The following is a 26,534-nucleotide window of genomic DNA, read 5'->3' on the forward strand; positions in this document are numbered from 1 at the left end:
CTGCCCTCGAACGTCACTCCCAGCGTCGTGGTTGGGTGGGGACCATGGACCTGCTCATCCTCGGCGGGACGGCCTTCCTCGGTCGCGAGATCGCCCGCGCGGCCGTCCAGCGCGGCCACGACGTCACGTGCCTCGCGCGGGGCTCCGCCGCGCCGGCCGACGGCGTCACGTTCGTGGCGGCGAACCGCGACGACGACGCCGGACTGGCGCCCGTGGCGGAGCGGGCTTGGGACGCCGTCATCGACGTCGGCCGCCAGCCCGGCCACGTGCGTCGCGCCGTGCGCGACCTGCGCAGCGCACATCGCCTGCTCGTCTCGACGGGGAACGTCTACGCCGACTTCTCCCGGCTCGAGCAGGACGAGGACTCACCGCTGCTGGCGCCGCTCGACGCCGACACCTGGGTCTCGGAGGAGGACTACGGAGCCGCGAAGGTCGCCTGCGAGCGGGCAGTCCGTGAGGCGGGAGGCCCGTCGGCCGTCGTCCGCTCGGGACTGATCGGCGGTCCCGGCGACGCGACCGGACGCTCGGGCTACTGGCCGTGGCGGTTCGCGCACCCCGTGGGACCCGACGTCGTCGTGCCGGACGAGCCCGACTTCCCGTGCGCGATGATCGACGTCCGCGACCTGGCCGCGTGGCTCGTCGTCCTCGCCGAGCGTCGCGTCGACGGGGTGTTCAACGCGACGGGCCCCACGACCGACCTGACCACCCTCCTCGACACCGCCGCTCGCGTCAGCGGCTCGACCGCTCGACCGCGGCCCGTCGGTGCGGAGCTCCTGCGGGAGCTGGGCATCGGGGCCTGGATGGGAGACGCCTCGCTGCCGCTGTGGATCGACGACCCCCAGTGGCGCGGGTTCGCCACGATGGACACCGGCCGGGCGCGCGCAGCCGGGCTCGCGACGCGACCGGTGGCCGAGACCCTCGCCGACGCGCTGGCGTGGGAGGAACGCGGACGCACCACACCACGGCGGTGTGGTCTGACCGACGAGGACGAGCGGCGCGTCCTCGCCGCAGTCACGGGGTAGGGCTCAGGTGGCGCCGGCCTCGGCGGCCAGCAGGTACGTGCCGAGGAGGCGCTTGAGCTCGACGACGGCCTCGACGTGGGACTGGCCGTCGCGGACCGAGAAGTTGAGCATCGAGTAGGCGACGTGGACGAGCACCTCGGCCATGATCTTGCGGCGCTCGCGCGGGGTGCCCGGGGTCAGCGGGGCGAGGACGTTCGCGACCTGTGCGGCCAGCTCCCGCTCGGTGACCGCGGCGGTCGTGCGCGTCGACGGCGTCGACTGGACGGCGTACCAGACTGCCCGCCGCGAGGGATCGGTCACCCACAGCTGGGCCATGTGGTCCACGAGACGGTCCATCAGCACGAGCCAGTCGAGCGTCGGCAGCTCGGCCGCGAGCTTGGCCAGCTCGGACTGCACGGCGACCGCGTTCTGCCGGTCGAGCTCGCACACGATGACGTACTTGTTCGCGAAGAACTGGTACAACGTCCCGATCGGCAGGCCGGCGCGCTGCGCGACCTCCTCGCACGTGAACGACTCGAACCCGACCTCGAGCAGCAGTTCGCGCGAGAACCGCAGGAGCTGCTCGAACTTGACCTTGCTGCGCTCCTGCGTGGGGCGCTTGCGCGGTTCGAGGATCTGGACGGCCGTCACGCGCGTCAGCCTAACTGGTCGCTACTTGGAAGTAGCGTCCAAACCGTGCTGGACGAGCGGATCGATCATCGCGCCGATGGTGTCGAAGCCCGCGCCGAGGGTCTGGCCCTGGGTGTATCGGAAGTAGATGCCCTCGAGGATCACCGCGAGCTTGAAGTACGCCAGCCCGAGGTGGAACCCGAGCTCGCCGACGTCGCGTCCCGACCGGGCCGCGTAGCGCTCGACGACCTCGTCGGGTGACAGGTAGCCCGGGGCCCGCGGTGCGTCCGTGACCTGGCCGCTGGACGCGCCCGCGTCGAGCGCGAGGTGCTGGTAGGCGAGCATCACGGCGAGGTCCGTGAGCGGATCGCCGAGCGTGCTCATCTCCCAGTCGAGCACCGTCGTGATCCGGTCGCCGTCGGTGGTGTCGACGAGCACGTTGTCCAGGCGGTAGTCGCCGTGCACGATCGTGGCGTCGTCCGACGCCGGGACGCTCGACGTGAGTCGGTCGGCGAGCTCGTCGATGCCGGCGATGTCGCGCGACCGGGAGGCGTCGAGCTGCTTCTTCCACCGCGCCACCTGACGCGTGAGGTAGCCGTCCGGGCGACCGAAGTCGGCCAGGCCCACGGCGCGGTAGTCGACGGCGTGCAGGTCGGCCAGGGTGTCGACGAGTCGCTCCGTGATGGCGCGCGTGCGGTCGGCGCCGAGCTCCTCGAGACCGGAGGCCCGCTGGAACGCGGTGCCCGCCATCTTCTCCATGACGTAGAAGGGCGCGCCGATGACGCCGTCGTCGGCACAGTGGGCGATCATCCGCGGGACCGGGACCGTCGTGTCGGCGAGGGCCGCCATGATGCGGTGCTCACGCCCCATGTCGTGGGCCGTGGCCAGCACGTGACCCAGCGGGGGACGGCGCACGATGACCTCGCGCTCGCCGTTCGTGACGGTGTAGGTCAGGTTCGACTTGCCGCCCGTGATGAGCGAGGCCGACAGGTCCCCGGGCAGTTCCCCGGGGACCTGGGCGTCGAGCCACGTGCGCAGGGCGGCGAGGTCGAGACCCTCGACGGACGAGGTCACGTCAGTCCTTCGGTCCGCCGGCGACGTAGATGACCTGGCCGGAGACGAAGCCCGCGCCCTCGCTGCACAGGAACGCGGCGGTGTGGGCGATGTCCTCGGGCTGGCCGACGCGCTTGACCGGGATCTGGTCGGCGCTGAACTTGATGAAGTCGTCGAACGGCACGCCGATGCGCTCGGCCGTCGCGGCCGTCATGTCGGTCTGGATGAAGCCGGGCGCGATCGCGTTGGCCGTGACGCCGTACTTGCCCAGCTCGATCGCGAGGGTCTTGGTGAAGCCCTGCATGCCGGCCTTCGCCGCGGAGTAGTTGGCCTGGCCGCGGTTGCCGAGCGCCGAGGTGCTGGACAGGTTCACGATCCGGCCGTAGTTGGCCTCGGTCATGTGCTTCTGGACGGCCTTGGTCATCAGGAAGGCGCCCTTGAGGTGGACGGCCATGACGGCGTCCCAGTCGTCGACGGTCATCTTGAAGAGCAGGTTGTCGCGGATGATGCCGGCGTTGTTGACCAGCACGGTCGGCGCGCCGAGCTCGTCGGCGACCTTGGCGACGGCGGCCTCGACGGCCTCGGGGTCGGCGACGTTGGCGCCGACGGCGAGCGCGCGGCCACCGTCCGCGACGATCTCGTCGACGACGCTCTGGCAGGCGGCCTCGTCGAGGTCGAGCACGGCAACGGCGAAGCCGTCGGCGGCGAACCGTCGGGCGACCTGGGCGCCGATGCCGCGGGCGGCGCCGGTGATGATGGCGGTACGGGTGGCGGTGCTGGTCTCTGGCACGGGGTCTCCTTGGTGTCTAAGCGCTTGCTTAGTGAACCCTAGCGCACGCCCCCGGGGTGCGGAAGGTCACAGCCGCGCCGAGGGATTTAATATGAGGAAATCCTCATGTTTGCTCTATAGTTGAGGAATGCCTCATGTTTCCGACGGCCGTCCCACGACGCAGACGCAGGACCAGACCGCTGGTCACCGCACGACCCTGAGCGACCGCCGACGCGAGCGCTTCGCTCGGGTCGAGCCGCGCGGAGCCCGCGTGCACACCGCCCGCGAGCGTGCCGAGCTGCTGCTCGACGAGGGCACGTTCGTCGAGCTGGCGCCGCTGCGCTCGGCGCAGCCCGGAGCCGGCAGCGGTGTCGTCGCCGGCTGGGGACTGGTCGACGGCCGCCCCGTCGTCGTCGCCTCGCACGACGCTGCGATCGCCTCCGGCGCGATCGGTGCCGTCATGGCCGAGGGCATCCACCGCGCCCAGCGCTTCGCGATCGCGAAGGGCTTCCCGATCGTCTACATCAACGACTCCGGCGGCGCGCGCGTCCCCGACGGCATCCACGCCCTCGACGGCTGCGGCGAGATCTTCCGGCTCAACGTCGAGGCCCAGGACGTCATCCCGCAGATCTCGGTGATCCTCGGCCCGTGCGCCGGGGCCGCCGCGTACTCGCCGGCCCTCACGGACTGGACGATCATGGTCAAGGGCCACGGTCACATGTTCCTCACCGGACCGGACATCGTTCGCGCGGCGACCGGCGAGACCGCCACCGCCGACGAGATCGGCGGCTCGGGCATGCACACGCGCGTCAGCGGTGTGGCCCACCTCGAGGTCGAGACGGAGGAGGAGGCGCTGCAGTCCGCGCGCCACCTGCTCTCCTACGTGCCCACGAACGCCGAGGCCCCGCTGCCGATGACGACCCCCGTGCCGGTCAACCCGATCTCGGCCGCGTCGCTGCCGACCGCGGTCCCCGAGAAGGCCAGCGTCGTCTTCGACATGTTCGACGTCATCGACGGTGTCCTCGACAACGGCGCCCGGCTCGAGCTGTCGCCCGACTACTGTGCCAGCGCCATCACGCTGTTCGGCCGGATCGACGGCAAGCCCGTCGGTGTCGTCGCCAACCAGCCCGCCGTCCGCGGCGGCATCCTCGACTCGAAGAACTCGGTCAAGATCGCCCGGTTCGTCGAGTTCTGCGGCCGCTTCGGCATCCCGATCGTGACGCTCGTCGACGTGCCCGGGTTCCTGCCCGGCACCGTCGAGGAGGGCCGCGGCATCATCAACGAGGGCGCCAAGGTGCTCAAGGCGTACGTCCGGGCGAAGAAGTCGCTGCGGCTGACCGTCGTCGTCCGCAAGGCCTACGGCGGCGCCTACATCGCGATGGGCTCCACCTCGCTCGGCGCCGACGCCGCGTGGGCGTGGTCGAACGCCGAGATCGCCGTCATGGGCCCCGGCGGTGCCGTCGCGCTGCTGCACCGTCGTGCGCTGGCTGCCGCCGAGGATCCCGACGCGCTGCGTGACGAGCTCGCCGAGGACTACCGCGAGAACGTCGCGCGACCGTACGTGGCCGCCGAGGCGGGCATCCTCGAGGACGTCATCCACGCCGAGGAGACCCGCGACCGGCTCGTCGCCTCGCTGCGGATCCTGGAGCACCGGTGATCGACGCCAAGGCCGAGATCGTCGGCAACGTCTGGAAGATCCTCGCCCGCGAGGGCGATGAGGTCGGTCCGGGCGACCCGCTCGTCATCCTCGAGACGATGAAGATGGAAATCCCGGTCACCGCGCCGGTGCACGGCCACGTCGCGTCGATCCTCGTGACGGAGGGCCAGATCGTCCAGGAGGGCGACCCGGTCGCGGAGATCGACGACACGTTGGGCGCCTGACCGACCGCCACCGGCCCGGATCACCGTGGCAGGATGCGCGGGTGACCGAGTTCCGACACGAGATCCCGATGCGGTGGGCCGACCTCGACTCGCTCAACCACGTCAACAACGTCGTCTATCTCGACTACGCCGCGCAGGCGCGGGCGGTCGCCGGCGACGCGATCCCCGCCGGGCCGCCTCGGCGCACGACCGTCGACTACCACCGCTCCGTGCTGCTGGGCAGCGCTCCCGTGATCGTGACCAGTCGCGTCGACGGTGACGTCGTCAGCCAGCAGGTCGGCGTCGAGGGCACGCCTCACGTCTTCGCCACGATCGTCTCCGAGTACGGCCCCGCCGGCCCGGCTCCGGCCGGTCGGACGGGTCGGTCCGCCCCGATGCGGCTCCGGCTGAGCGACCTCGACACGCGCGGCACCGTCGCCGAGTCGCGGATCTTCGAGGTGATCCAGGAGAGTCGCGTGCCCTACCTGCGCACCGTCCTGCCGGGTCACACGCCCGGCCGCTTCGTCGTGGGCCGGGTCGAGGTCGATGCCTTTCGACCCGTCGCGTGGCGCGAGGAGCCGCTCTCGTCGCAGACGTGGGTCGAGCGCCTCGGCACGTCGTCGTTCACGGTCGGTGCGCAACTGTCCGACGACGAGGGCGTGCTCGCCACGTCGAGGACCGTGCTGGTCGGGTTCGACACCGCGACCCAGCGGTCCCGGCCGCTCGACGAGCGCGAGCGAACGCTGCTCGGCGCGGCGTTGGGCTGAGCCTCAGCTCGGCGAGTTGATCATGAAGTTGGCGGCGTGCTGCGCGTACGCCCAGAACTGCTCGTCCAGCGCAGGCTCGAGGTGCGCGGCGTCCAGGCCGGCCCGGAAGTGCAGCAGCCAGCGGTCGCGGGCGTCCTCCGTGACGGCGTACGGCGCGTGGCGCATCCGCAGCCGAGGGTGGCCGCGCCGCTGCGAGTAGGTCGTCGGCCCACCCCAGTACTGCGCGAGGAACATCGTGAGCCGCTCCGCCGCCGGCCCGAGGTCCTCCTCGGGATACATCGGTCGCAACAGGTCGTCCTGGGCGACGCCCTCGTAGAACACGTCGACGATGAGCTCGATCGTGGCGTGGCCGCCGATCGCCTCGTAGAACGTCTCCTGGGCGGGGGACTCGGTCACAGGGTTCCTCCCATGGGGGGCAGGGTGGTCGAGGGGATGCGGACACCGGCCTCGTCGAAGCGGCGCATGACGCGGCTGCGCAGGGAGCGCGCCACCTCCGCCTGGTGCATCGGTGCGGTCTTGATGACGGTGCGCACGACGGCACCGTCCTTGTCGAAGCGCTCGACGCCCCACACCTCGGGCTCCTCGATGATGACGTGCGAGAACGTTGAGTCCGTGGCGAGCGTGTGCGCCTCCTCGCGCAGGATCCGCTGCACGAGCTCGAGATCGGAGTCGTAGGCGACGGTCACGTCCAGCACGGCCCGCGACCAGTCCTGGCTCTGGTTGCCGACCCGCACGATCTCGCCGTTGCGGACGTACCACGCGGTGCCGTTCACGTCGCGCAGTCGCGTGACGCGCAGCCCGACCGCCTCGACGATCCCGGAGGCCTCACCGAGATCGACCGAGTCGCCGACGCCGTACTGGTCCTCGAGGATCATGAAGATGCCCGAGAGGAAGTCCTTCACGAGAGTCTGGGCACCGAAGCCGAGCGCGACGCCGGCCACGCCCGCGCCGGTCAGCAGCGGCGCGATCGGCAGGCCGCACACGTCCAGGACCATGACGAACGCGATGCTGAAGACGACCCCCGACGCGATGCTCTTGAGCAGCGAGCCCATCGTCGCGGCGCGTTGACGGCGTCGTTCGACCGATCCCGGAGCGAGGTCGGACAGGAACTCGCCGGCCTTCGTCTTGGCGAGCACGCTCGGGACGGCGCCCTGGGCGGCGCGACCGGCCAGCCGGTTGATGAAGCGGTGCGCGAGCCAGCGCAGGACCACGGCGATGAGGACGATCGTGACGATCTTGCCGGGCACGTCGAGCACCCAGTCGACGGCTCCGTTCCAGTCCCATGTCCAGTCCACCCCACCAGCCTACGGGGGCGGGAAGGGCACGAGATCCCGGCCGTTACGATGGGCGCCATGAGCCTCGCCCGAGTGATCACCGTCGTGACCGCCGCCCTCGTGACCGTCTTCGCCTCCGCGTCGTCGGCCTTCGCCGGGACCACCCCGGACACGTGGGCCGAGGGCGAGAGCCTCACCACCCTGCAGGCCCTCGCGTACTTCGTCGGTGGCCCGCTGCTGCTGCTCGTCGGCATCTGGGCGATCGCCGCGGCCGTCGTGGCGAAGAGCCACAACTACGTGCCGACGATCCCGTCGGGCGCCGAGCTCGAGAAGGCCCCGAGCCACGAGGTCGCCGGCCACTGAGCCCGGGCCGTCAGTTGACGGCCCGTGCGGCGAGTGCCCGACGCAGGTCGTCGCGGCCCTCCAGCACGTAGCGCCGCGCGGCTGCGGGAGCCTGCGTCGCCCCCAGCCACGCGTCGACCTTCTCGAGCGTCTGCTGCGTCGGGTTCGGCAGCGGGAACAGGTAGACCAGGGCGTTCTGCCCGATCCACACGCCCATCTCGTCGATGATCGACTCGGCCATCTGCAGGTACCGGTCGACGTACGGCGCGAGCACCTCGGCCTGGCCGGGAGCCTGGAAGCCGAGCGCGATCTGACGACGCGTCTCGTTGGGCGTCGAGGCGTCCTCGACGACCCGGCGCCACGCCTCGGCCTTGGCGTCGGCGTCCGGGCGCATCGCCTTCGCGCCGGCGGCGTTCTCACGCCCCTGGTTCGTGTCGTCGCGAGCCAGCTCGGCATCGATGTCGCCGTCGTCGACCGCACCCAGCCGGGCCAGGCCCTTGACGAGGGTCCAGCGCAGGTCGGCGTCGACCTCGAGGCCCTCGACCGAGCCGGCCAGCAGGTCGCGCAGCCGCTCGGGCGAGGTGGCGGACGAGGCGGTCGCACGCGCGAACGCGAGCTGGTGGTCGCTGCCGGGCTCGGCCGCGTCGAGCAGCCGCGCCACGCCGTCCTCCCAGCGCTGCGCCAGCGCGGGGCGGGCGTCGTCGGGCACGAACTGGTTGATCGCGGTCTGCCCCTGGCGCAGCAGCGATGCCACGGCGGTCAGGTCGGACTCGGTGCCCACGCCGGCCAGCACGAGCTCGACGAACTTCGCGGCCGGCAGCTCCGCATCGCGCGTCATGTCCCACGCCGAGCCCCAGGCCAGCGCCCGCGGCAGGGAGTCGGCGAACGAGCCGATGCCCTCCAGCAGGGTGGCGAAGGAGCCCTCGTCGAGCCGGATCTTCGCGTAGGTGAGGTCGTCGTCGTTGAGCAGGATCAGGTCGGGACGACGGTGGTCCAGCAGCTCGGTGATGGACGTGCGATCACCGCGGACGTCGGTCTCGATCCGCTCGGTGCGCACCAGCTGGCCTCCGACCTGGTCGTACAGGCCGATCGCGATCCGGTGGCGGCGCAGCGTCGGGTGGTCGTCCGTCGCGGACTGGACGACCTCGAAGCGGGTGAACGCCCCGTTCTCGTCGGTGTCGAAGTCGGCCTGGAGGGTGTTGACGCCCGAGGTCTGCAGCCACTCCGCGGCCCAGCTGGTCAGCTCGCGCCCCGAGGCGGCCTCCAGCTCGGCCAGCAGGTCGGTCAGCTCGGTGTTGCCGTACGCGTACTTCGTGAAGTAGCTGCGCAGCCCGGCGAAGAAGTCCTTCTCACCGACCCACGCGACGAGCTGCTTGAGCGCCGAGGCGCCCTTGGCGTACGTGATGCCGTCGAAGTTCGCCTCGACCGCGTGCAGGTCGTAGTTGTCCGCGGCGATCGGGTGCGTCGTGGGCAGCTGGTCCTGACGGTAGGCCCAGTTCTTGCGGTTGTTGGTGAAGCCGGTCCAGGCATCGGTGAAGCGGGTGGCCTCGACCGACGAGTGGTGCGCGGCGAACTCGGCGAACGACTCGTTGAGCCACAGGTCGTCCCACCACTTCATCGTCACGAGGTCGCCGAACCACATGTGCGCCATCTCGTGCAGGATCGTGTTGGCCCGCTGCTCGTACGCCGACACGGTCTGGCGGCTGCGGAAGATCATCTCGTCGCGGAACGTCACGCAGCCCGCGTTCTCCATCGCGCCCATGTTGTACTCGGGCACGAACAGCTGGTCGTACTTGCCGAACGGGTAGCCCATCTCGAAGGCGCCCTGGAAGAAGTCGAAGCCCTGACGCGTGATCAGGAAGATGTCGTCGGCGTCGAGGAACGGCACGAGCGACTGGCGGCAGAACACGCCGAGCGGGATCTCGCCGTACTCGCCGACGTACGTCTCGCGGACCTCGTGGTACTCACCGGCGACGAGCGCCGTGATGTACGTGCTCATCGTCTTGGTCGGCGCGAAGTGCCACGTCGCGGTTCCCTCGCCGGCCGGCACGGGCTCGGGCGTGGGCGAGTTCGAGACGACCTTCCAGTCGGCCGGGGCCGTGACGTGGAACGTGAACTCGGCCTTCAGGTCGGGCTGCTCGAACGTGGCGAAGACCCGGCGGGCGTCGGGCACCTCGAACTGGGTGTAGAGGTACACGCGGTCGTCGGTCGGATCGACGAAGCGGTGCAGGCCCTCGCCCGAGTGCGAGTACGGGCACGTGCCCGTGACCACGAGGGTGTTCTCGGCGGCGAGGTCGTCGAGCGCGATGCGGCTGTCGGCGTAGGCCGACGGGTCGATCTCGCGGCCGTTCAGGGTGACCGAGGACAGTTCCGCGTCGACGAGGTCGACGAACGTCGAGGCGCCGCTGCGCGCGGTGAACGTCAGGGTCGTGACCGAGCCGAATCGCTCCGTACCGGTCGTGAGGTCGAGCGCCACGTCGTACGTCGGGTCGGCGACGACCGAGGCGCGCTGGTGTGCTTCTTCGCGAGTGAGGTTGGTGCCGGGCATGCCTCCTACTGTGGCACCTGCCGCCGACACCGACATCCTCGGGCAGGATGGGCGTCATGGAGATCGGCTTCGCACCGTCCGAGCGCTCGACCATCGGCGTCGAGTGGGAGCTCGCGCTGGTCGACCAGGACTCCGGGGACCTGCGACAGGTCGCGCAGACGATCCTCGACGCCGTGGCCCCCGCGCCGGGCGAGGAGCACCCCCACATCAAGCAGGAGCTGCTGCTCAACACCGTCGAGGTGGTGACCGGTGTCTGCCACACGGTCTCCGAGGCGATGGCCGACCTCCAGCGCAGCATCGAGGAGCTGCGCGAGGTCACCGACCCGTTGCGGGTCGAGCTGATGTGCGCGGGCACGCACCCCTTCGCGCGGTGGACGCAGCAGCGGGTCACGGACAAGGAGCGCTACGCCACGCTCATCGACCGCACGCAGTGGTGGGGCCGGCAGATGCTGATCTACGGCGTGCACGTCCATGTCGGCATCGAGGACCGGGACAAGGTGCTGCCCATCAGCCGGGCGATGCTGACCCACTACGGCCACTTCCAGGCGCTCAGCGCGTCCAGCCCGTTCTGGGGCGGCGAGGACACCGGCTACGCGTCGAACCGCGCCCTGATGTTCCAGCAGCTGCCGACCGCGGGACTGCCGTTCCAGTTCGACCGCTGGGCCGAGTTGGAGCACTACGTCGACGACATGCTCAAGACGGGCGTGATCGACCTGTTCGACGAGATCCGGTGGGACATCCGCCCGTCCCCGAAGTTCGGCACCCTCGAGATGCGTGTGTGCGACGGCGTCCCGACGATGTCCGAGCTGGCCAGCATCGCGGCGCTCACGCACTGCCTCGTCGAGTACTACTCGCGCGAGCTCGATGCCGGCCGTGAGGTGCCGTCGATCCCGTCGTGGTTCGCCCAGGAGAACAAGTGGCGCGCGGCCCGCTACGGCATGGACGCGATCCTCATCCTCGACCGGGACGCCCGCGAGGAGCTCGTGACCGACGACCTCGTCCGCCTGCTGCGCCTGTTGGAGCCCGTCGCGGTGGACCTCGACTGCGTCGCCGAACTGGCTGGGATTCGCGACATCATGACCGCCGGTGCGTCCTATCAGCGGCAGCGCAACGTCGCTGCGCGGCACGGGGGAGCGCTCGATGCCGTGGTTCAGGCCCTGGTCGCGGAAATGCGCGAGGGCCGTCCGTTGTTGGGTCCGGTGTGAGCATTGATGTGAAGGTCGGCGCCGAGCGCCCCGAGACCACCGAGACCACCGAGACCGTCGACTTCTGGTTCGACCCGTTGTGCCCGTGGGCGTGGATGACGTCCCGCTGGATGCTGGAGGTGGAGCAGGTGCGTCCCGTGCGCACCGACTTCCACGTCATGAGCCTGTCGGTCCTCAACGAGGACAAGGACGTCGACGAGTTCTACCGTGAGCTGCTGGCGAAGGGCTGGGGTCCGGTGCGCGTCTGCATCGCCGCGGAGCAGCACGGCGGCACCGAGGCGCTGCGGGACCTCTACACGGCGCTCGGCACGAAGCGGCACGTCGAGGGTCGCGACTTCGGTCCCGACGTGTACCGCGAGGCGCTCGCCGAGGCGGGACTGCCGGTCGAGCTCGCGGACGCCGCCGACGATGCGTCGTTCGACGAGGCACTGCGCGCATCGCACACCGATGGCATCGACCGGGTCGGCCAGGAGGTCGGCACGCCGGTCGTCTCGATCGGCGACGTCGCGTTCTTCGGTCCCGTGCTGTCGCCGGCGCCCAAGGGCGAGCAGGCGGGTGTCGTGTTCGACGGAGCGCGCGCGCTGGCCTCGTACGACGGCTTCTTCGAGTTGAAGCGCACGCGCACGCGCGATCCGATCTTCGACTGAGCCCTGCTCAGGCGGCGAGCGGTCGGTACCTCTGGTTGCGTTGCCAGGTTCCTCGGACGAGGAACTCGGGCATGCGGTCGTGTTCGGCGAATCGGATGAGGATGTCCGCCTCGTGCACGAACCGGTGATGGTGCCCGCACAGCAGCACGCCGGTCTGAGTGTTGGTGGGCCCACCACGACTCCACGCGATGGCGTGGTGGGCCTCGCACCATCCGGGTGGTCGGTCGCAGCCGGGGAACGCGCAGCCCAGGTCACGTTGAGCGAGCGCGATCCGTTGGGCGGCGGTGTGATGCCGCTTCGTCCGGCCTTCGTCGAGCACGTGGCTCTGGCCGTTCATGACGACCGGCAGGATTCCGGCGTCGCAGGCGAGCTTGCGGAGCTGGCCGGCCGAGATGCGGGTGCCGTATTCGGTCACCCCGGCCCGATCGGTGGCACCGCGCAGCGTCGACTCGTCGACGGTGACGATCAGGGTCGCGGCGACGCCGCCGTGGTTGCCGTAGCAGTCGCGGGGAAGGTGCCGGATGATCTCGGTGAACGCCTCACCGGCCTTTTGCGACGGGGTCAGACGCTCGTTCTCGGTGGTTGAGCTTGTCGAAACCACGTCCGCCGTCGACTTCTCGGTGATCGCGCGGCGGCGCGGGTTGGTCTTGGACTCGATCACGGCGCGAAGCATGTCCGCGCTGACCGGGTCGGTCTTGCCGCCGAATGGCACCAACCCCGTGGTCCCGTCGGCCTGACCGATCCAGAACTCGCTCAGCTGGCGTTGGGCGTGCTCGGCCCGTTCCAGTCGAGCGTTCTCGATCCGGTCCGCCCGCTCCCGATCGACCACCTCGACCGCCCGGGCGGCCTTGCGCCCGAGTTGCTCGACCGACATCGTCGGTGCCGCGGTGGTCAGGTCCGCTTCGACTCGATCGCGCTGGTCGTCGCTCAAGTCGGCGGGCAACTCGTCGAGTGCCGTCGTCACGATGCGTGCCTTCTGAGCCGACATGCCCGGCTTGGCCAGCGCCTCTTTGACCCGTGGTGCCGACTCGAGCCGATTCGCGAGCCGGACCTGCGATGCCGCGTCACGCTTGGACACGCCCGCTTCGCGGGCCACCAGCGCGGTCAAGGAGGTCGCATCCGTCGCACGGTGGGCGTTCTTGCGATCCGCCACCGTCAACGCCTTCAACCGCAACGCCTCAGCCTTGCGGACGAGGTCCGTCGTGATCCGCGTGAGCTGACCCAGTTCGTTCGCGGACAACTCGTCCAGGTCGCAGGCCAACGCCGCATCCAGAGCCTGCGGCCCCAATGCGAGTCGAGCGAATACCTGATGCATGTGTCCCCTGACGAAAGCAACCAATGAAGGCGGCCGATGTCATGACGGGCCGAAACGGCGTGGGACACATCGAACTGATGTACCAACAATAGGCGGAATCGCCTTGTGTGTCAACGGATCCATTCGAGAATCTGCCCGGGCTATGCGGCCCGACAGGGGAACGGCCTGTCGCCCCGGTGAGCGCCGGGCGTGCTGGGATACTGGGCGCGATGAGCCAGCAGCAGGAGCAGACGATCTCGACCTGGGATCGGGTGACAGGTCGCTACGAGCGCCGTCGTGACGACCTGCAGCATCGCTTCCGCACGGATCTGGCCACCCGTCGCCGGACGTTCGCGTGGTCCAGCGCGGGACTGCTCGGCGTGGCCGTCGTGGCACTGGCGATCAGGGGAGTGCGCGACGACGCGGTCCCGTGGGCGGTCGTCGTTCCGGTCCTGATCGCCGTGGTCGTCGTGCGGGCGGGGATGCTCCGGCCGGCGAGTCCGCCGCACGCGCACGGTCTCGACGGTGTCGAGCCGCCGCCGGTGTGCCCCGTGCCCGATCCGTCCGACCGCGGCCCGTTCGTGCTCGCGGTGCGGTGGTTCGGAGCCCTCGTCGCGGTCCTCGTGGCCGCGGGGACCTCGACGACGATCGTCTGGGTCGCGGTCGTCTGGTTGACCGTCATCGCGGGTCGGGTGCTTCTCGACAAGGCCGAGCTCTGGCGCGCCCGTCGACGCATCCGGCACGCGCTCGCCGCGCGGCAGACGCGGTTCGTGCTCGGCTACGGCGGGTACGGCGGCGGCCCGATCCACGTGGGCATGTGGGAGCCGCACCTGATCGCGTCGGGCGATCCCGGCGTGATCGTCGGCCTGCGCGGTCACTACTGCGCCGAGTTGCGGGCGGGGATCCGGCCGACGCTGCCGTGGATCTCGGCAGGCTCGGACGTGCTGGGCGACATGCGCGTCCTGACCGTCCCGACGATGACGACGTTCTTCTACGTGCACAACGCACCGGGACACCTCAAGCTCATGGGGGTCCGCTCGGTGCGACACGTGTGGCTCGGGCACGGCGACTCCGACAAGGCGGGCAGTCATCACTCGCGGCACCTGCGCTACGACGTGCTCGTGGCGTCGGGCGAGGCGGCGATCGACCGGTACGCCCGGCACGGTGTGGACGTCCCGCGCGAGCGGTTCGTGCTGCTCGGCCGTCCGCAGTCCGGCGAGGTGCTCCCCACGCAACGCCCCGTCACGCAGGTCGAGCGGCCCACGGTGCTTTACGCACCGACGTGGACGGGCAACGGCAAGATGCCGAACTTCTCCTCGATCCGTCGCGCCGAGCAGATCCTGAGGTCACTCCTCGCGGCGGATGCGGACGTGATCTTCCGCCCGCATCCGGTCTTCCTGCGCGACCCGTTCTGGGGCGAGCGGATCGACGAGCTCAACGCGATCCTGGCGGCCGACGACGAGGATCCCGCGACGCCGGGCCATCACGTGTGGGGCGACGCCGCCGTCCACGGTTGGACCGTGGCCGAGTGCATGAACCACGCCGATGCCCTCGTGTCGGACGTGTCGAGCGTCGTGTCGGACTGGCTGGCCTCGGGCAAGCCGTACCTGATGGTCAGCATGCAGCACTCGCTCGACGAGTTCCCCGAGGCCGTGCCCGTCGCCGCCGGCGGCTACGCGGTGGACCGGGAGCTGACCGGATTCGACGAGGTGCTCGACGAGATGCTGCACCGGGACCCGCTCGCCGGCGAGCGGCAACGCCTCAAGGTGCACGTGCTCGGCGACTACGTGGGCGACGAGTCCGCGCGCGCGTTCGCCGACTACGTCCACGAGATGGCGCACACTCCCGTCGTGCGTTGAGGGCCAGCGGGCCTGCCGTCGAGCCCCGCGCCGACCATTCCTCGGGGGTGCGAGGATGGACGCATGCGCGTCCACCTCGGTGCCGACCACGCCGGCCACGAACTGAAGACCCACCTGCTCACCTGGCTGACCGAGCACGGGTTCGAGCCCGTCGACCACGGCGCCCACGAGTACGACGCCGAGGACGACTACCCGCCGTTCTGCGTCGCCGCGGCGCAGGCGGTGCTCGACGATCCGGGCTCGCTCGGCATCGTGATCGGGGGGTCGGGCAACGGTGAGCAGATCGCCGCGAACAAGGTCAAGGGCATCCGCTGCGCCCTGACCTGGAGCGTCGAGACGGCCCAGCTCGCCCGCCAGCACAACAACGCCCAGGTCATGGGCATCGGCGCCCGCATGCACTCGGTCGAGGAGGCCGAGCAGATCGTCGGCGCCTTCCTCGCGACCGAGTGGAGCCAGGCCGACCGGCACCAGCGCCGCATCGACCTGCTCGCGCGGTACGAGGAGACCGGCAGCTTCTGATGGCGCGGCAGCGTGCCTGAGGGGCACACCCTCCACCGGCTTGCACTCGACCTGACCGGGAGCTTCGCGGACAAGCAGGTGCGGTCGTCGAGCCCCCAGGGCCGGTTCACCTCCGCCTCGCGACTCGATGGCCGGGTTCTCTCCGGGGCGACCGCCCGCGGCAAGCACCTGTTCGTCGCCTTCGACGACCTGGCCGAACAGGTGCACGTGCACCTTGGCCTCTACGGCTCGTTCGCGTTCGTGGAGCAGGCCGATCCGCCGGTCGTCGGCCAGGTCCGCTGGCGACTGGCGACGGACCGCGTGACCGCGGACCTGCGCGGCCCGAACACGTGCGAGCTGCTGTCGCCCGACGAGGTGCACGCGATCCACGCCAGGCTCGGCGCCGACCCCCTCGACCCGCAGGCCGACCTCGAGCGGGCGTCGGCGCTCGTCGCCCGCTCGCGCACTCCCATCGGCGTGCTGTTGATGGACCAGCGCATCGTCGCCGGCGTCGGGAACGTGTATCGCGCCGAGGTCCTCTTCCGCCACCGCATCGACCCGACGGTGCCGGGCCGCGAGCTGAGGCCCGCCACCTTCGGCGTGCTGTGGTCCGATCTGGTGATGCTCATGGGGGAGGGAGTGCGAACCGGGCGCATCGACACGGTCCGCCCGGAGCACGAGCCGGAGGCGATGGGCCGGCCTCCGCGCGACGACGACCACGGCGGAGAGGTCTACGTGTACCGCCGCGCGGGCCAGCCCTGCCACGTGTGCGGGACGCGGGTGCGCACCGAAGTCGTCGCGGGCAGAAACCTGTTCTGGTGTCCGCGGTGTCAGCGACGCCGATAGGGTCGTAGCGTGACCAGGAATCGCGGCCTGAGTAGCGACCCTCTGGGTCGCTACCTCAAGAGCAATGCCCGCCAGTGGCGCTCGGGGTCCCGCGACGGCCAGATGAACGTCCTCACGCTCCTGCTGCTGCTGACCCTGGTCATGTTCATCGTGAGCCTCAACTGGTACGCGCTCGTGCCGGCCGCGATGTTCATCGTCCCGATCCTGCTCGGCGGCGTCCTGCTGCAGTGGAACCCCCAGGCGGTGCTCGCGGCGATCGCACTGTTCGCGGCGACCGTCAGCTCGCTCGTCCAGACGTTCTCGGAGGGCTTCGACGCGGCCCGCCCGTCGTCGCTCATCTCGGTCTACCTGGGGACGGGAATCCTGCTCTTCAGCGCCTCGCGCACTCGCTCGGGCCTGCCGGCGGCACTCGGCGAGGCGATGCTGATGGACCTGCGCGACCGGCTGCAGACCCAGGGCACCGTGCCGCCGCTGCCCGAGGGCTGGGTCAGCGAGTCGGCGATGGAGTCGGCCGGCGCGGCCAAGTTCGCCGGTGACTTCCTCGTGGCGAACCTGTCGAACGACAAGCGGTACCTCGAGATGGTCCTGGTCGACGTGTGCGGCAAGGGCGTCAGCGCGGGAACGCAGTCGCTGCAGCTGGCCGGTGCGCTCGGTGGTCTGATCGGGTCCTTGCCGCCGCTGGGCCTGTTCTCGGCCGCGAACGACTACCTGCTGCGGCAGAACTGGGACGAGGGCTTCGCCACGGCGGTGCACGTCCTGGTCGACCTCGAGACCGGTGGGTACGAGGTGCTCAATGCCGGGCACCCGCCGGCGATGCAGTGGGACAACGACACGCAGGAGTGGATGCTGTCCGGCGCCCGCGGTCTCGCCCTGGGCATCACGGACCGCCCCGACTTCCGCCCGGGCACCGGGGTGCTGCGACCCGGCGAGGCGCTCATGTTCTACACCGACGGCGTCGTCGAGACCCGGTCGCTCGATCTCGCGGTGGGCATCGAGTGGCTGCGCGGCGCCGCGAAGATCGCGATCGCCCAGGGCGTCGAGGGTGCCACCGAGCGGATTCTCGACCAGACCGAGCCCGGCGAGGACGACCGCGCCGTCCTGATCCTGCATCGCCGCGCCCTCGTCGGGACGCGCCGGGCGCCCGATCGCCTCACGGCGCCCTGACCCACCCACCACACGAAGAATCGCAGCCACCGAGGTGACTGCGATCCTGTGTCGTGCGATGCGAGCGGACGACGAGATTCGAACTCGCAACATCCTGCTTGGAAGGCAGGGACTCTAGCCATTGAGTTACGTCCGCATGGCGCCGAGGCACCGCCTCCATGATGCCACAGGTGCTCGAGCGGCTCAGGCGGTGGTGATCACGATGTCGGCCGCGTCGGGGGTGCGGTCGGTCTGCAGGTAGCGCTCCTCCTGCGCGGCCCACACGTCCCACCACGGCTCGTACGTGCGGCCGTCGCGGGCGAGCGCGCGCCGGCGGCGCTCCTGTGACGGGGCCTCGAGCCAGACCAGTTGACTCAGGAAGGGCCGCAGCACACGGGCGCCCGCGCCGACGCCCTCGACGATCAGATCCGGTGTGGGACGGACGGAGAGCCACGGGCCCGGCCGGTCCGACTCCCAGTCCCACTGCCGGGCGCGGCCCAGCTCGCCGATCGCGAGGTCGGCCAGGAGCGCCCGGACCGCGGCAGGCGTGCGGGCCAGACCCTGCCAGCCGGGATAGAGCCGCTCCAGGTGCAGGATCGGTGCCTGCAGCTCGTCGGCCAGATCGAGCGCCAACGCGGTCTTGCCGGCACCGCTGCGCCCGTCGAGCGCGATGACGCGGGTCGTGCCGCAGGCCGGGGCGCGGTCACGCACCCGGTCGGCGAGGTAGGCGGCGGGGCTGGCGAGGTCCACACGACGACGCTACCTGCTCGGGGAGTCGTCGCCACCTGTCGAGACGGGTAGGTTGGCGGCCATGCAGGACACTCGGGTGCGGCTCTTCGCCGCGGCGCGCGAGGCGGCCGGCACGTCCGAGACCGTCGTCCCCGCCGACACGATCGGGGACGTGCTCGACGCGCTCGTGGCGAGGTTCCCGGGGCTGGAACGGGTCCTCACGTCCTGCTCCGTGCTCGTCGACGGCACCCGTACGACCGACCGTGCGACCCTCGTCCCGCGGGACACCCTCGTCGACGTCCTGCCGCCGTTCGCGGGAGGCTGAGGCCGGACGCGCCGACGGGACGCGACCTCGCGGTCGCGTCCCGGCTCGCAGTCGTCCTCAGGCGACCTGCTCGTGCTGGAGGGCCCAGTCGAGTGCGTACTCGGCGATCTCCTCCCAGCCGTCCTGGCTGACGAGGCGGTGGGTCCGGCCGGGGTACTCCTTGTACTCGACGACGCCGGGGCCGCCGGAGCTCTGGTACTTCTTCACGATCGCCTTGCCGATCGCGGGCGGCACGACGTGGTCGATCCCGCCGGTGATGATCAGCAGCGGCGCGCGGTCGGCGCGGCCGTAGTCGACATGGGTCACGCCGTTCTTCTCGTTCAGGGTCGAGGAGACTCCCTCGAAGAAGACCCGGTTGTACGAGTTGACCGCGTAGTCCTGCCAGAGGGCGTCGGACTCGGCGCGGCTCAGGTCGTTGCCGAAGGTGAAGTGGAAGTGGCCCTTCGACAGCGGCTTGGCGCCGTTGCGGCCGAAGGGGTTCGACAGGATCGGCGCACCCGTGCGCACCGTCGACAGGGGGAGGGTGCGGATGCCGGCCGTCTGCCCCGGCGCGACGCCGACGTAGGCGACGCCGAGGCCGCGATCGGCGAGCATCTGCGTGATCACGCCGCCGAAGGAGTGGCCCATGATGATCGGCTTGGTCGGCAGGGCGCGGATGATGCCCTCGTAGTGGTCGACGATCTGCTTGAGACCGATGCCCTTGAGCGCTTCGGGGTTCTTGCGGATGTCCTCGACGGACCGGTCGTCGATGCCGGGCCAGCCCGGGACGATGACCTCGTGGCCGCGGCCCCGGAAGTACTCGGCCCACGTGTCCCAGCTCTTCGGGGTCATCCAGAGCCCGTGGACCAGGACGATGGGGGTGGCGTTGGTGTTGTCAGCGGTGTTGTCAGCGGTGTTGTCAGCGGTGTTCATGGGCTTCTCCTGGGCAGGTTCTCCGCCGAGTCGGTAGAACGATCGTTCTTTCTTGTTGTCTCGAACGTACGCGCCGCCCGAAGCGGTGTCAAGAAAAAAGAGAAAGATCGTTCTATACTTTTTTCATGAACATCGATCAGGCGCCGTCCCTCCGCCGCTCGGCAGCCCGCGAGAGACTCCTCGCGAGGGCCAGCGAATTGTTCTACCGCGAGGGGATCCACGCGGTCGGCGTGGACCGGATCGTAGCGGAGGCAGATGTCACTCGTGCTACGTTCTACCGCCACTTCCCCGGCAAGGAGAATCTCGTCGAGGCCTACCTCGATGACGAGGATGCCCAGATCCGGGCCGCCCTCGGCGAGGTCGAGTCCATCGCGGATCCCGCCGAACGACTCGAGGTCCTCCTGGCCGCCCTGGGCGACGACGTGGCGCGGCACCACACGCGAGGGTGCCCGTTCATCAACGCCGCCGCCGAGTACCCCGATCCCGCGAGTGCCGTCAGGACGCGGATCACCGCGCACCGGGAGTGGTTCCGGTCCCAGTTGGAGCGGGTCCTCGAGTCGGCCGGGGCCGAGGATCCCTCGGCGACCGCGGGCGAGCTGGTCCTGCTGCGCGATGCCGCGCTCGTGGGCGGCTACCTCGACGGCTGGGAGCGCGTCGGTCCGGCGTTCACGGCGGCGGCCCGACGACTGACGACGGCAGGCTGAGCTAGCCGCCGATCGCGCTCATCGGGCGGTCGGGCTGGATGAACGTGGGGGAGTCGATGCCGTGGCCCGCCCGCTTCGCCGCGATCGACCCCGTGACGATCCGGGCCAGGTCGGCGTCGCTGCCGCCGCCGCGCAGGACCGGGACGAGGTCGGACTCCTCGCGGGCGAACAGGCAGTTGCGCACGTGCCCGTCGGCGGTGACGCGGATGCGGTCGCACGCCGCGCAGAACGGGGCGGTGACGGAGGCGATCACGCCCACGGTGTGGGGGCCGCCGTCGAGGGTCCACAGGTCGGCGGGCGCCGAGCCGCGGTCTCCGACGGGCGTCAGTGTGAACCTCTCCCGGAGCCGGTCGAGGATCTCCTCGCCCGGCACCATGTGCCCGCGGTCCCACGTGTGGCCGGCGTCCAGCGGCATCTGCTCGATGAATCGCAGCTGGGCGTCGATGCCGATCGCGAACTCGACGAGGTCGACGATCTCGTCGTCGTTCACGTCGCGCATCGCGACGGTGTTGAGCTTGAGCGGAGTGAAGCCGGCGGCGCGTGCGGCGTCGATCCCGGCGAGCACGTCGGGCAGCCGGTCGCGGCGGGTCAGCTCGGTGAACCGGTCGCGGTCGAGGGTGTCGATGGAGACGTTGAGTCGCGCCAGCCCGGCCTCGCGCAGGGGCGCGGCCAGTTCGGCCAGGCGCAGCCCGTTCGTCGTCATCGAGACCTCGGGGCCCAGGGCGGAAAGTCGCCGCACGACGTCGACGACGTCCTTGCGCACGAGCGGCTCCCCGCCGGTGAGCCGGATCTCGGTGACGCCGAGGTCGACGCACACGCGCGCCACCCGCTCGAGCTCGTCGGTCGTGAGGATGCTGTCGCGCTCGAGCCACGGCACGCCCTCGGCGGGCATGCAGTACGTGCAGCGCAGCGAGCACTTGTCGGTCAGCGAGATCCGCAGGTCGCGATGGACCCGGCCGAAGCCGTCGACCAGGGTCATGACAGTCCCACCCAGTCGGACGTTCCGTCGGCGCCCGTCTGGCGCTTCCAGATCGGCACCTCGGTCTTGACCAGCTCGATGAGCGAGCGGGTCGCGTCTAGGGCCTCGGCGCGGTGGGCGGCGGCGCTCGCGATGACGACCGCCGTGTCGCCGACGCCGAGCGACCCGTACCGGTGGGACACGGCGATCACGGCCCCGGTCCGCTGGGCGACGCGAGCGGCCAGGGCGCGCAGCATCCCCTCCGCATCCGGGTGGGCCTCGTAGTCGAGGCGCACGACACTGCCGGTCACCTGCGGATCGTGCTCACGCACCGCGCCGACGAAGACGTCGACGGCGCCGTGCTCAGGACCGGAGACCGCCGCCAGGTGCTCGGAGACGTCGAGCGGCTCGTCGGCGACGCGCGCCAGCACGACGCGTCCGGTCGCGGTCTCGATCCCCATGACGTCCACCCTACGGTTTCGGGCCATCTATGCTTCCGCGCATGGCCTTCTTCAAGTCCGATGCGGAGCGTGAGCAGGAGCGGTTGGCGGAGGAGGCTCGCCGCATCGCCGCGCAGGAGCGGCGACTGGCCGACCAGCAGGCGCGCGCCGCGGAGGCGTTCGCGAGTTCGCCGGTGGGCCGCGCCGGCGCGGCCCACGCCGCGGGCCAGCGGTTCTTCGAGATTCAGCTGGACGTCGCCCGCAATGAAGGCACCGCGGGTTGGGGCCTCGCATCGACGAGCGACACCCGCTCCGACGAGCACCTGGGTGTGTTGGGTGCCATCGAGGAGCAGGGTTGGGTGTTGCAGAACGTCGGGTACGTCTATCAGGTCCTGGCGCAGTCCAGTACCGACAAGTTCTTGACGACCGGCCAGGAGACCGCCGTCTCCGGCCGCACCGTCGGCATCTACCTCTTCCGCCGCGCCGACTGATCTGACGAAGGATGAGGCATTCGGGGCCCCCAGCGGGGCCGAATGCCTCATCCTCGGTCGGACCGGTCGGGATGACAGGATTTGAACCTGCGGCCCCCTGCTCCCAAAGCAGGTGCGCTACCAAGCTGCGCCACATCCCGTGACGCTTCAGCATACGAGGGCGGCTCAGGGGCCCCAGTCGAGGTCCGCGTAGATCGCGGCGTGGTCGGAGGCCTCGTCGCGTTCCTGCGTGAGGGTCTCGTACATCTCCCACGGGTTGCGGGCGCGGGGGCCGTGCCAGACGCCCTTGCGCCAGACGCCGCCGCCGACGGCCCGACCGAAGAGGGTGGGGGAGAGCAGGACGTAGTCGATCTTGGCGCTCTCGTTGCCGCCCTGGTGGGTGCCGCGGCGGGGGCCCCACTCGAAGTCGGGGTGCTCGCTGATGTCGCGCAGGTCGGTCGAGAGCAGCGGGTCCAGCGAGCCGCCCGCGGGACTGTCGTTGAGGTCGCCCACGACGGCGACGTCGGTGAAGCCGTCGGCGACGAGGTCCGCGTAGACGTCGGCCACGCGGCGCGCTTGGCGCTCGCGGCGCCGGGCTCCCTGGGGGTCGCCCGGGGTGCTGTAGCCCTTGGACTTGAAGTGGTTCACCAGCACGACCAGCTCGTCCGCACCCGGTGTCGTCAGGTGGTACTCGGCGCAGTCGCGCGAGAACACGACGCCGTCGTCGTCCTCGTCGAAGACGTGCGTCACGAGGGAGATCACCTCGTGCGGCGCTCGCGTCATGAGACCGACGTCGATGCCGCGGGTGTCGTTGCCGTCGAACAGCATCACCCGCGGATAGGGCGTCGCCCCGACCGAGGTCAGCAGGGATTCGGCGAACCCGGCGAGCACGGGTCTCGACTCGGCCTCCACGACACCGAGCACGTCGGCGTGCACGTCGCGCACGACCATCGCGGTGTGCCGGCTCGACAGCGCCGTGACCGAAACCGTGACCAGCTCGACCCAACCGACCCAGTCGGCCCGGCCGTTCGCGACGACGGTCGTCGTGCCGTCCTGGTGCCGGGTCAGCAGCTTGCCGCGCAGCTTGCGCAGCACCGCGAATCGGGCCGAGTCGGACCTGACGAGCCCCAGCACCGCGAGCTGCTCGAGGATCTCGGCCTTCGTCGCGTCGTCGTAGGCGTCGCGGGCGAACAGCTCGTTGACCCTGGCCTGCGCGGCCAGGATCGGCCGTCCGGCCTCCCAGTCGGCCGGGTCCATCGCCTTGGGGCGGTCGAACATGTTCTCCACGTTGAACGCGCCGATGCGGGTCACGACGCCCATGTGCCCAGCGTCGCACCTGCGGGCGGTCCCGCCAAGGCCTCCTGGCAGGCCGATTGGCCTGCCAGCACGGGCGACCCGTAGACTGAACGTTGGCCTGTGTGAGGACGTCCGCCGGCCGTATCCGAGACCGTCGACGCAGGAGTCATCACGTGAAGAGCAGCACCGAAACGCTGGGCCCGACTCGGGTCAAGCTGACCATCGAGGTGCCGTTCGAGGAGTTCAAGCCGAACCTCGACAAGGCCTACAAGACCATCGGTGCGCAGATCCAGGTCCCCGGCTTCCGCAAGGGCAAGGTCCCGCCGGCGATCGTCGACCAGCGCGTCGGCCGCGGAGCCGTCCTCGACGAGGCGCTCAACTCGGCCCTCCAGGGCTGGTACACCCGCGCACTGCAGGACACCAAGACCACGCCGCTCGGCCAGCCCGAGATCGACCTGACCAGGTTCAACGACGGTGAGGACATCGAGATCACCGCCGAGCTGGACGTGCGTCCCGAGCTCGAGCTCCCCGACGCGTCGGCCATCGAGGTCACGGTCGAGGACGCGGTCGTCTCCGATGACGACGTCACCGAGCAGCTCGACCAGCTGCGCGAGCGCTTCGCGACGTACTCCGAGGTCGACCGCGCCGCCGGCGAGGGCGACTCCGTCACGATCGACCTGTCCGCGGCGCAGAAGGACGGCACCCTGATCGACGAGGCCCAGGCCGAGGGCCTGCCCTACGTCATCGGCAAGGCCACGATGCTCGACGGCCTCGACGAGGCGCTCACCGGCCTGACCAAGGGCGAGTCGAAGACCTTCGGCACGACGCTGGTCGGCGGCGAGCTCAAGGGCGACGAGGTCGACGTCACCGTGACGCTGCAGGAGGTCCGCCAGACCGAGCTGCCCGAGCTCGATGACGACTTCGCGCAGATGGCCTCCGAGTTCGACAGCCTCGAGGAGTTCCGCGCCGACCTGGTCGAGCGCCTCACGCGCGGCAAGCGTCTGGAGCAGGCCGCCGAGGCCCGCGACCTCGTGCTCGAGGAGATCGTCGGCAAGGTCGAGGCCCCGCTGCCCGACGGGCTCGCCGAGACCGAGATCACGAACCGCCGCCAGCAGATGGACGCGCAACTGGCCGCCGCTGGACTGACCTTGCAGTCGTACCTTGACGATGAGGGTAAGACACTGGAGGAGTTCGAGTCCGAGCTCGAGAACGACGTCCGCGACTCGATCGTGGCGCAGTTCGTGCTGGACCAGCTGGTCGAGACGAACGACTACGGCATCGACAACGACGAGCTGAGCCAGCACATCATGCGCCGCGCCCAGCAGTCCGGCGAGGACCCGAACTCGTACGTCCAGCACATCATGGAGCACAACCACGTGCCCGAGATGATCAGCGAGGTGCTGCGCGGCAAGGCGCTGGCCTCGCTCGTCGAGAGCGCGAAGGTGTCGGACAAGTCCGGCAACGCCGTCGACCTGGCCAACCTCAAGGCCGACGGCTCGATCGGCACCGACGAGCCCGCCGACGAGGACGCGTCCACCGACGAGTGACCTGACGACGCACGAGAGCCGGCACCCCGCGGGGTGCCGGCTCTTTGCGTCTTGCATGGTGGAAACGGGCTGCAAGGTCTTGACGTGACGCGCACCACACTGGGAGCGTGCTCTGCAGTGCAACTGACAGTTGCACTGCAAGTTACCGATCGCCCCTCCCACCGGCGATCGTGACCCTCAGGAGAACCACGTGAAATTCCATCGCCAGATCGCCGCGACCTTCGCGGCAGCAGTGGCCGGCACGCTCGTCGTGTCGGTCGCGTCGTCGCCGGCCCAGGCCGCCGACGACATCTACACGCCTCCCGCCAGTTGGTCGGGCGCGCCCGGCACCGTGCTGAAGCAGGCCTCCGGCAAGTACGCCCTGGATGCCCTCGGCATCACGCAGGGCGCCGCGACCGTGACCAAGCTGCTCTATGCGTCCAAGGGCGCCAAGGGCAACCCGACGGCCGTCTCCGGCACGCTCATCGTGCCCACCGCGGCCTGGACCAAGGGCGGCGAGCGACCGATCATCTCGGTCAGCCCCGGTACGCAGGGCATCAACGACAAGTGCGCCCCGAGCAAGCAGCTCGAGGCGGGGACGCTCTACGACGGCAACTGGATCAAGCAGTTCTACGACGCGGGCTACGCGGTCGCCATGACCGACTACGAGGGCCTCGGCACGCCGGGCGTCCACCCGTACGCGAACAACGTCGCGCTCGGGCAGAACGCGCTCGACGTCGTCCGCGCCGCGCAGAACCTCGGCTACAGCAAGACCGCGCCGGTGTTCCTCGACGGCTTCTCCGAGGGCGGCGGCGCCACCGCCGGCGCGCTCGAGCTGGCTCCGACGTACGCGCCCGAGCTCAAGATCAAGGGTGCCGTCGCCGTCGCGCCGACGACCGACCTGTCCAAGATCGCGCCCAACATCGAGACGGGTCTCTACACGAGCTTCCTGCTGTTCGCGGTCAAGGGTCTCGACTCGACGTACCCCGAGCTGAAGCTGACCGACCTGACGAACGCCAAGGGCAAGAACCTGCTGGACACCGCCGAGACCGTCACGGGGTGCCTGCCGGAGAACCTGACGAACGGCTGGCTCGACACGAAGACCCTGACGAAGGAGGGCAAGACGATCTCGTCGTACCTGTCGCGCCCGGACATCGCCGCCACGCTCGGCACGCTCAAGCTGGGCAACAAGAAGATCGGCGTGCCCTTCAAGGTGCTGTCGTCGTGGGGTGACGACGTGATCCCCAACACGGTGGTCAAGGACGCCGGCAAGAGTTGGTGCGCGAAGGGGTCGAACATCTCGTACGGCACCCTCACGGCGCCGACCCACGTCGCCTCCGGTTACGAGGGCCAGGGCCAGGCGGTCGGGTTCTTCAACGACCGCGTCGCGAACAAGCTGTTCGTGGGCAACTGCCTCACGAGCATCCTGTGGTGATCC

28 protein-coding genes and 2 tRNA genes are annotated in these 26,534 nt (G+C 70.2%); 16 read left to right on the top strand and 14 right to left on the bottom strand.

From position 1 onward, the window contains the following. Positions 1–44: 44 nt before the first annotated feature. Positions 45–1,022 (top strand): NAD-dependent epimerase/dehydratase family protein, encoded by a 978-nt coding sequence (locus tag ACT26F_RS00565; protein WP_471668523.1) that lies wholly within the window; start codon positions 45–47, stop codon positions 1,020–1,022. A 3-nt stretch (positions 1,023–1,025) separates the two neighbouring features. Here ACT26F_RS00565 and ACT26F_RS00570 read toward each other — a convergent pair whose 3' ends face one another. Genes ACT26F_RS00570 through fabG form a run of 3 tightly spaced genes read right to left on the bottom strand, consistent with a single transcriptional unit; the run spans position 1,026 to position 3,474 of the window. After that, the gene (locus ACT26F_RS00570) at positions 1,026–1,652 is read right to left on the bottom strand and encodes a TetR/AcrR family transcriptional regulator (protein WP_471668524.1); all 627 of its coding nucleotides are present in this window, start codon (positions 1,650–1,652) and stop codon (positions 1,026–1,028) included. Between the two features lie 21 nt (positions 1,653–1,673). Beyond that, positions 1,674–2,705 carry a phosphotransferase family protein gene (locus tag ACT26F_RS00575; protein ID WP_471668525.1) on the bottom strand — a complete coding sequence of 344 codons (1,032 nt, stop codon included), beginning with the start codon at positions 2,703–2,705 and terminating at the stop codon, positions 1,674–1,676. A gap of 1 nt (position 2,706) precedes the next feature. Then, the gene (gene fabG, locus ACT26F_RS00580; protein WP_471668526.1) at positions 2,707–3,474 is read right to left on the bottom strand and encodes a 3-oxoacyl-ACP reductase FabG; all 768 of its coding nucleotides are present in this window, start codon (positions 3,472–3,474) and stop codon (positions 2,707–2,709) included. Between the two features lie 127 nt (positions 3,475–3,601). On the opposite strand from fabG, the gene ACT26F_RS00585 reads away from it, so the two are divergent. From ACT26F_RS00585 to ACT26F_RS00595, 3 genes are read left to right on the top strand one after another with little or no spacing between them, the layout of a single operon-like run. Next, positions 3,602–5,110, top strand: coding sequence for an acyl-CoA carboxylase subunit beta (locus tag ACT26F_RS00585; protein WP_471668527.1), 1,509 nt, complete (start codon positions 3,602–3,604; stop codon positions 5,108–5,110). Further along, positions 5,107–5,334 (top strand): biotin/lipoyl-binding carrier protein, encoded by a 228-nt coding sequence (locus ACT26F_RS00590; protein ID WP_471668528.1) that lies wholly within the window; start codon positions 5,107–5,109, stop codon positions 5,332–5,334. Before ACT26F_RS00585 ends, ACT26F_RS00590 begins: the two co-directional genes overlap by 4 nt. Positions 5,335–5,375: 41 nt before the next feature. Further along, positions 5,376–6,080, top strand: a complete 705-nt coding sequence (locus ACT26F_RS00595) for a thioesterase family protein (protein ID WP_471668529.1) — start codon at positions 5,376–5,378, stop codon at positions 6,078–6,080. Positions 6,081–6,083: 3 nt separating this feature from the next. Here the strand turns inward: ACT26F_RS00595 and ACT26F_RS00600 are convergent, their stop codons facing one another. Together ACT26F_RS00600 and ACT26F_RS00605 are read right to left on the bottom strand one after the other, a co-directional pair. Next, positions 6,084–6,476: a globin gene (locus ACT26F_RS00600; RefSeq protein ID WP_471668530.1), complete on the bottom strand. Its 393-nt coding sequence runs from the start codon at positions 6,474–6,476 to the stop codon at positions 6,084–6,086. Continuing rightward, positions 6,473–7,375, bottom strand: a complete 903-nt coding sequence (locus ACT26F_RS00605) for a mechanosensitive ion channel family protein (RefSeq protein WP_471668531.1) — start codon at positions 7,373–7,375, stop codon at positions 6,473–6,475. The genes ACT26F_RS00600 and ACT26F_RS00605 overlap by 4 nt, the downstream gene beginning before the upstream one ends. A gap of 57 nt (positions 7,376–7,432) precedes the next feature. On the opposite strand from ACT26F_RS00605, the gene ACT26F_RS00610 reads away from it, so the two are divergent. After that, complete coding sequence (locus ACT26F_RS00610) at positions 7,433–7,717, top strand: hypothetical protein (protein ID WP_471668532.1); 285 nt, start codon at positions 7,433–7,435, stop codon at positions 7,715–7,717. A gap of 10 nt (positions 7,718–7,727) precedes the next feature. On the opposite strand, the gene pepN is transcribed toward ACT26F_RS00610, so the two are convergent. Further along, complete coding sequence (gene pepN, locus ACT26F_RS00615) at positions 7,728–10,244, bottom strand: aminopeptidase N (protein WP_471668533.1); 2,517 nt, start codon at positions 10,242–10,244, stop codon at positions 7,728–7,730. 56 nt (positions 10,245–10,300) lie between these two features. Between pepN and ACT26F_RS00620 the strand changes: the two genes are divergently transcribed. After that, the gene (locus ACT26F_RS00620; RefSeq protein ID WP_471668534.1) at positions 10,301–11,449 is read left to right on the top strand and encodes a glutamate--cysteine ligase; all 1,149 of its coding nucleotides are present in this window, start codon (positions 10,301–10,303) and stop codon (positions 11,447–11,449) included. Further along, a complete protein-coding gene (locus tag ACT26F_RS00625; RefSeq protein WP_471668535.1) occupies positions 11,446–12,096 on the top strand; it encodes a mycothiol-dependent nitroreductase Rv2466c family protein in 651 nt (216 codons plus the stop codon). The genes ACT26F_RS00620 and ACT26F_RS00625 overlap by 4 nt, the downstream gene beginning before the upstream one ends. Before the next feature lie 7 nt (positions 12,097–12,103). Here the strand turns inward: ACT26F_RS00625 and ACT26F_RS00630 are convergent, their stop codons facing one another. Then, positions 12,104–13,435 carry an HNH endonuclease signature motif containing protein gene (locus ACT26F_RS00630; RefSeq protein ID WP_471668536.1) on the bottom strand — a complete coding sequence of 444 codons (1,332 nt, stop codon included), beginning with the start codon at positions 13,433–13,435 and terminating at the stop codon, positions 12,104–12,106. A 185-nt stretch (positions 13,436–13,620) separates the two neighbouring features. On the opposite strand from ACT26F_RS00630, the gene ACT26F_RS00635 reads away from it, so the two are divergent. From ACT26F_RS00635 to ACT26F_RS00650, 4 genes are all read left to right on the top strand, one after another. Next, entirely contained in the window at positions 13,621–15,249 is a 1,629-nt protein-coding gene (locus ACT26F_RS00635; RefSeq protein ID WP_471668537.1) for a CDP-glycerol glycerophosphotransferase family protein, read from the top strand. A gap of 63 nt (positions 15,250–15,312) precedes the next feature. After that, complete coding sequence (locus tag ACT26F_RS00640; RefSeq protein ID WP_471668538.1) at positions 15,313–15,768, top strand: ribose-5-phosphate isomerase; 456 nt, start codon at positions 15,313–15,315, stop codon at positions 15,766–15,768. Between the two features lie 12 nt (positions 15,769–15,780). After that, complete coding sequence (locus ACT26F_RS00645) at positions 15,781–16,593, top strand: Fpg/Nei family DNA glycosylase (RefSeq protein WP_471668539.1); 813 nt, start codon at positions 15,781–15,783, stop codon at positions 16,591–16,593. A 9-nt stretch (positions 16,594–16,602) separates the two neighbouring features. After that, on the top strand, positions 16,603–17,757 hold the full coding sequence (locus ACT26F_RS00650) for a PP2C family protein-serine/threonine phosphatase (RefSeq protein ID WP_471668540.1): 1,155 nt from the start codon (positions 16,603–16,605) through the stop codon (positions 17,755–17,757). A 63-nt stretch (positions 17,758–17,820) separates the two neighbouring features. Here the strand turns inward: ACT26F_RS00650 and ACT26F_RS00655 are convergent. Both ACT26F_RS00655 and ACT26F_RS00660 read right to left on the bottom strand, forming a co-directional pair. Beyond that, positions 17,821–17,893, bottom strand: a tRNA-Gly gene (locus ACT26F_RS00655). Positions 17,894–17,940: 47 nt separating this feature from the next. Continuing rightward, positions 17,941–18,486, bottom strand: a complete 546-nt coding sequence (locus ACT26F_RS00660; RefSeq protein ID WP_471668541.1) for a nucleoside/nucleotide kinase family protein — start codon at positions 18,484–18,486, stop codon at positions 17,941–17,943. A gap of 61 nt (positions 18,487–18,547) precedes the next feature. Here ACT26F_RS00660 and ACT26F_RS00665 point away from each other — a divergent pair, with 61 nt between their 5' ends. Further along, entirely contained in the window at positions 18,548–18,790 is a 243-nt protein-coding gene (locus tag ACT26F_RS00665) for a MoaD/ThiS family protein (protein ID WP_471668542.1), read from the top strand. Between the two features lie 57 nt (positions 18,791–18,847). On the opposite strand, the gene ACT26F_RS00670 is transcribed toward ACT26F_RS00665, so the two are convergent. Further along, positions 18,848–19,702, bottom strand: a complete 855-nt coding sequence (locus ACT26F_RS00670; RefSeq protein ID WP_471668543.1) for an alpha/beta hydrolase — start codon at positions 19,700–19,702, stop codon at positions 18,848–18,850. Between the two features lie 125 nt (positions 19,703–19,827). On the opposite strand from ACT26F_RS00670, the gene ACT26F_RS00675 reads away from it, so the two are divergent. Continuing rightward, positions 19,828–20,406 (top strand): TetR/AcrR family transcriptional regulator, encoded by a 579-nt coding sequence (locus ACT26F_RS00675; RefSeq protein WP_471668544.1) that lies wholly within the window; start codon positions 19,828–19,830, stop codon positions 20,404–20,406. Position 20,407: 1 nt separating this feature from the next. Here the strand turns inward: ACT26F_RS00675 and moaA are convergent, their stop codons facing one another. Both moaA and ACT26F_RS00685 read right to left on the bottom strand, forming a co-directional pair. Then, the gene (moaA, locus tag ACT26F_RS00680; RefSeq protein ID WP_471668545.1) at positions 20,408–21,385 is read right to left on the bottom strand and encodes a GTP 3',8-cyclase MoaA; all 978 of its coding nucleotides are present in this window, start codon (positions 21,383–21,385) and stop codon (positions 20,408–20,410) included. Continuing rightward, on the bottom strand, positions 21,382–21,825 hold the full coding sequence (locus tag ACT26F_RS00685) for a molybdenum cofactor biosynthesis protein MoaE (RefSeq protein WP_471668546.1): 444 nt from the start codon (positions 21,823–21,825) through the stop codon (positions 21,382–21,384). The genes moaA and ACT26F_RS00685 overlap by 4 nt, the downstream gene beginning before the upstream one ends. A 41-nt stretch (positions 21,826–21,866) precedes the next feature. Here ACT26F_RS00685 and ACT26F_RS00690 point away from each other — a divergent pair, with 41 nt between their 5' ends. Next, positions 21,867–22,295 carry a hypothetical protein gene (locus ACT26F_RS00690; RefSeq protein WP_471668547.1) on the top strand — a complete coding sequence of 143 codons (429 nt, stop codon included), beginning with the start codon at positions 21,867–21,869 and terminating at the stop codon, positions 22,293–22,295. A 66-nt stretch (positions 22,296–22,361) separates the two neighbouring features. Here ACT26F_RS00690 and ACT26F_RS00695 read toward each other — a convergent pair. Both ACT26F_RS00695 and ACT26F_RS00700 read right to left on the bottom strand, forming a co-directional pair. Continuing rightward, positions 22,362–22,435 (bottom strand) — tRNA-Pro (locus tag ACT26F_RS00695). Positions 22,436–22,460: 25 nt separating this feature from the next. After that, positions 22,461–23,594, bottom strand: coding sequence for an endonuclease/exonuclease/phosphatase family protein (locus ACT26F_RS00700; protein ID WP_471668548.1), 1,134 nt, complete (start codon positions 23,592–23,594; stop codon positions 22,461–22,463). A gap of 149 nt (positions 23,595–23,743) precedes the next feature. Between ACT26F_RS00700 and tig the strand changes: the two genes are divergently transcribed. Further along, on the top strand, positions 23,744–25,117 hold the full coding sequence (gene tig / locus ACT26F_RS00705) for a trigger factor (RefSeq protein WP_471668549.1): 1,374 nt from the start codon (positions 23,744–23,746) through the stop codon (positions 25,115–25,117). A gap of 190 nt (positions 25,118–25,307) precedes the next feature. Next, positions 25,308–26,531 carry a lipase family protein gene (locus ACT26F_RS00710; protein WP_471668550.1) on the top strand — a complete coding sequence of 408 codons (1,224 nt, stop codon included), beginning with the start codon at positions 25,308–25,310 and terminating at the stop codon, positions 26,529–26,531. The last annotated feature ends 3 nt before the right edge of the window (positions 26,532–26,534 follow it).

Source organism: Aeromicrobium sp. SP1 (assembly GCF_055663785.1).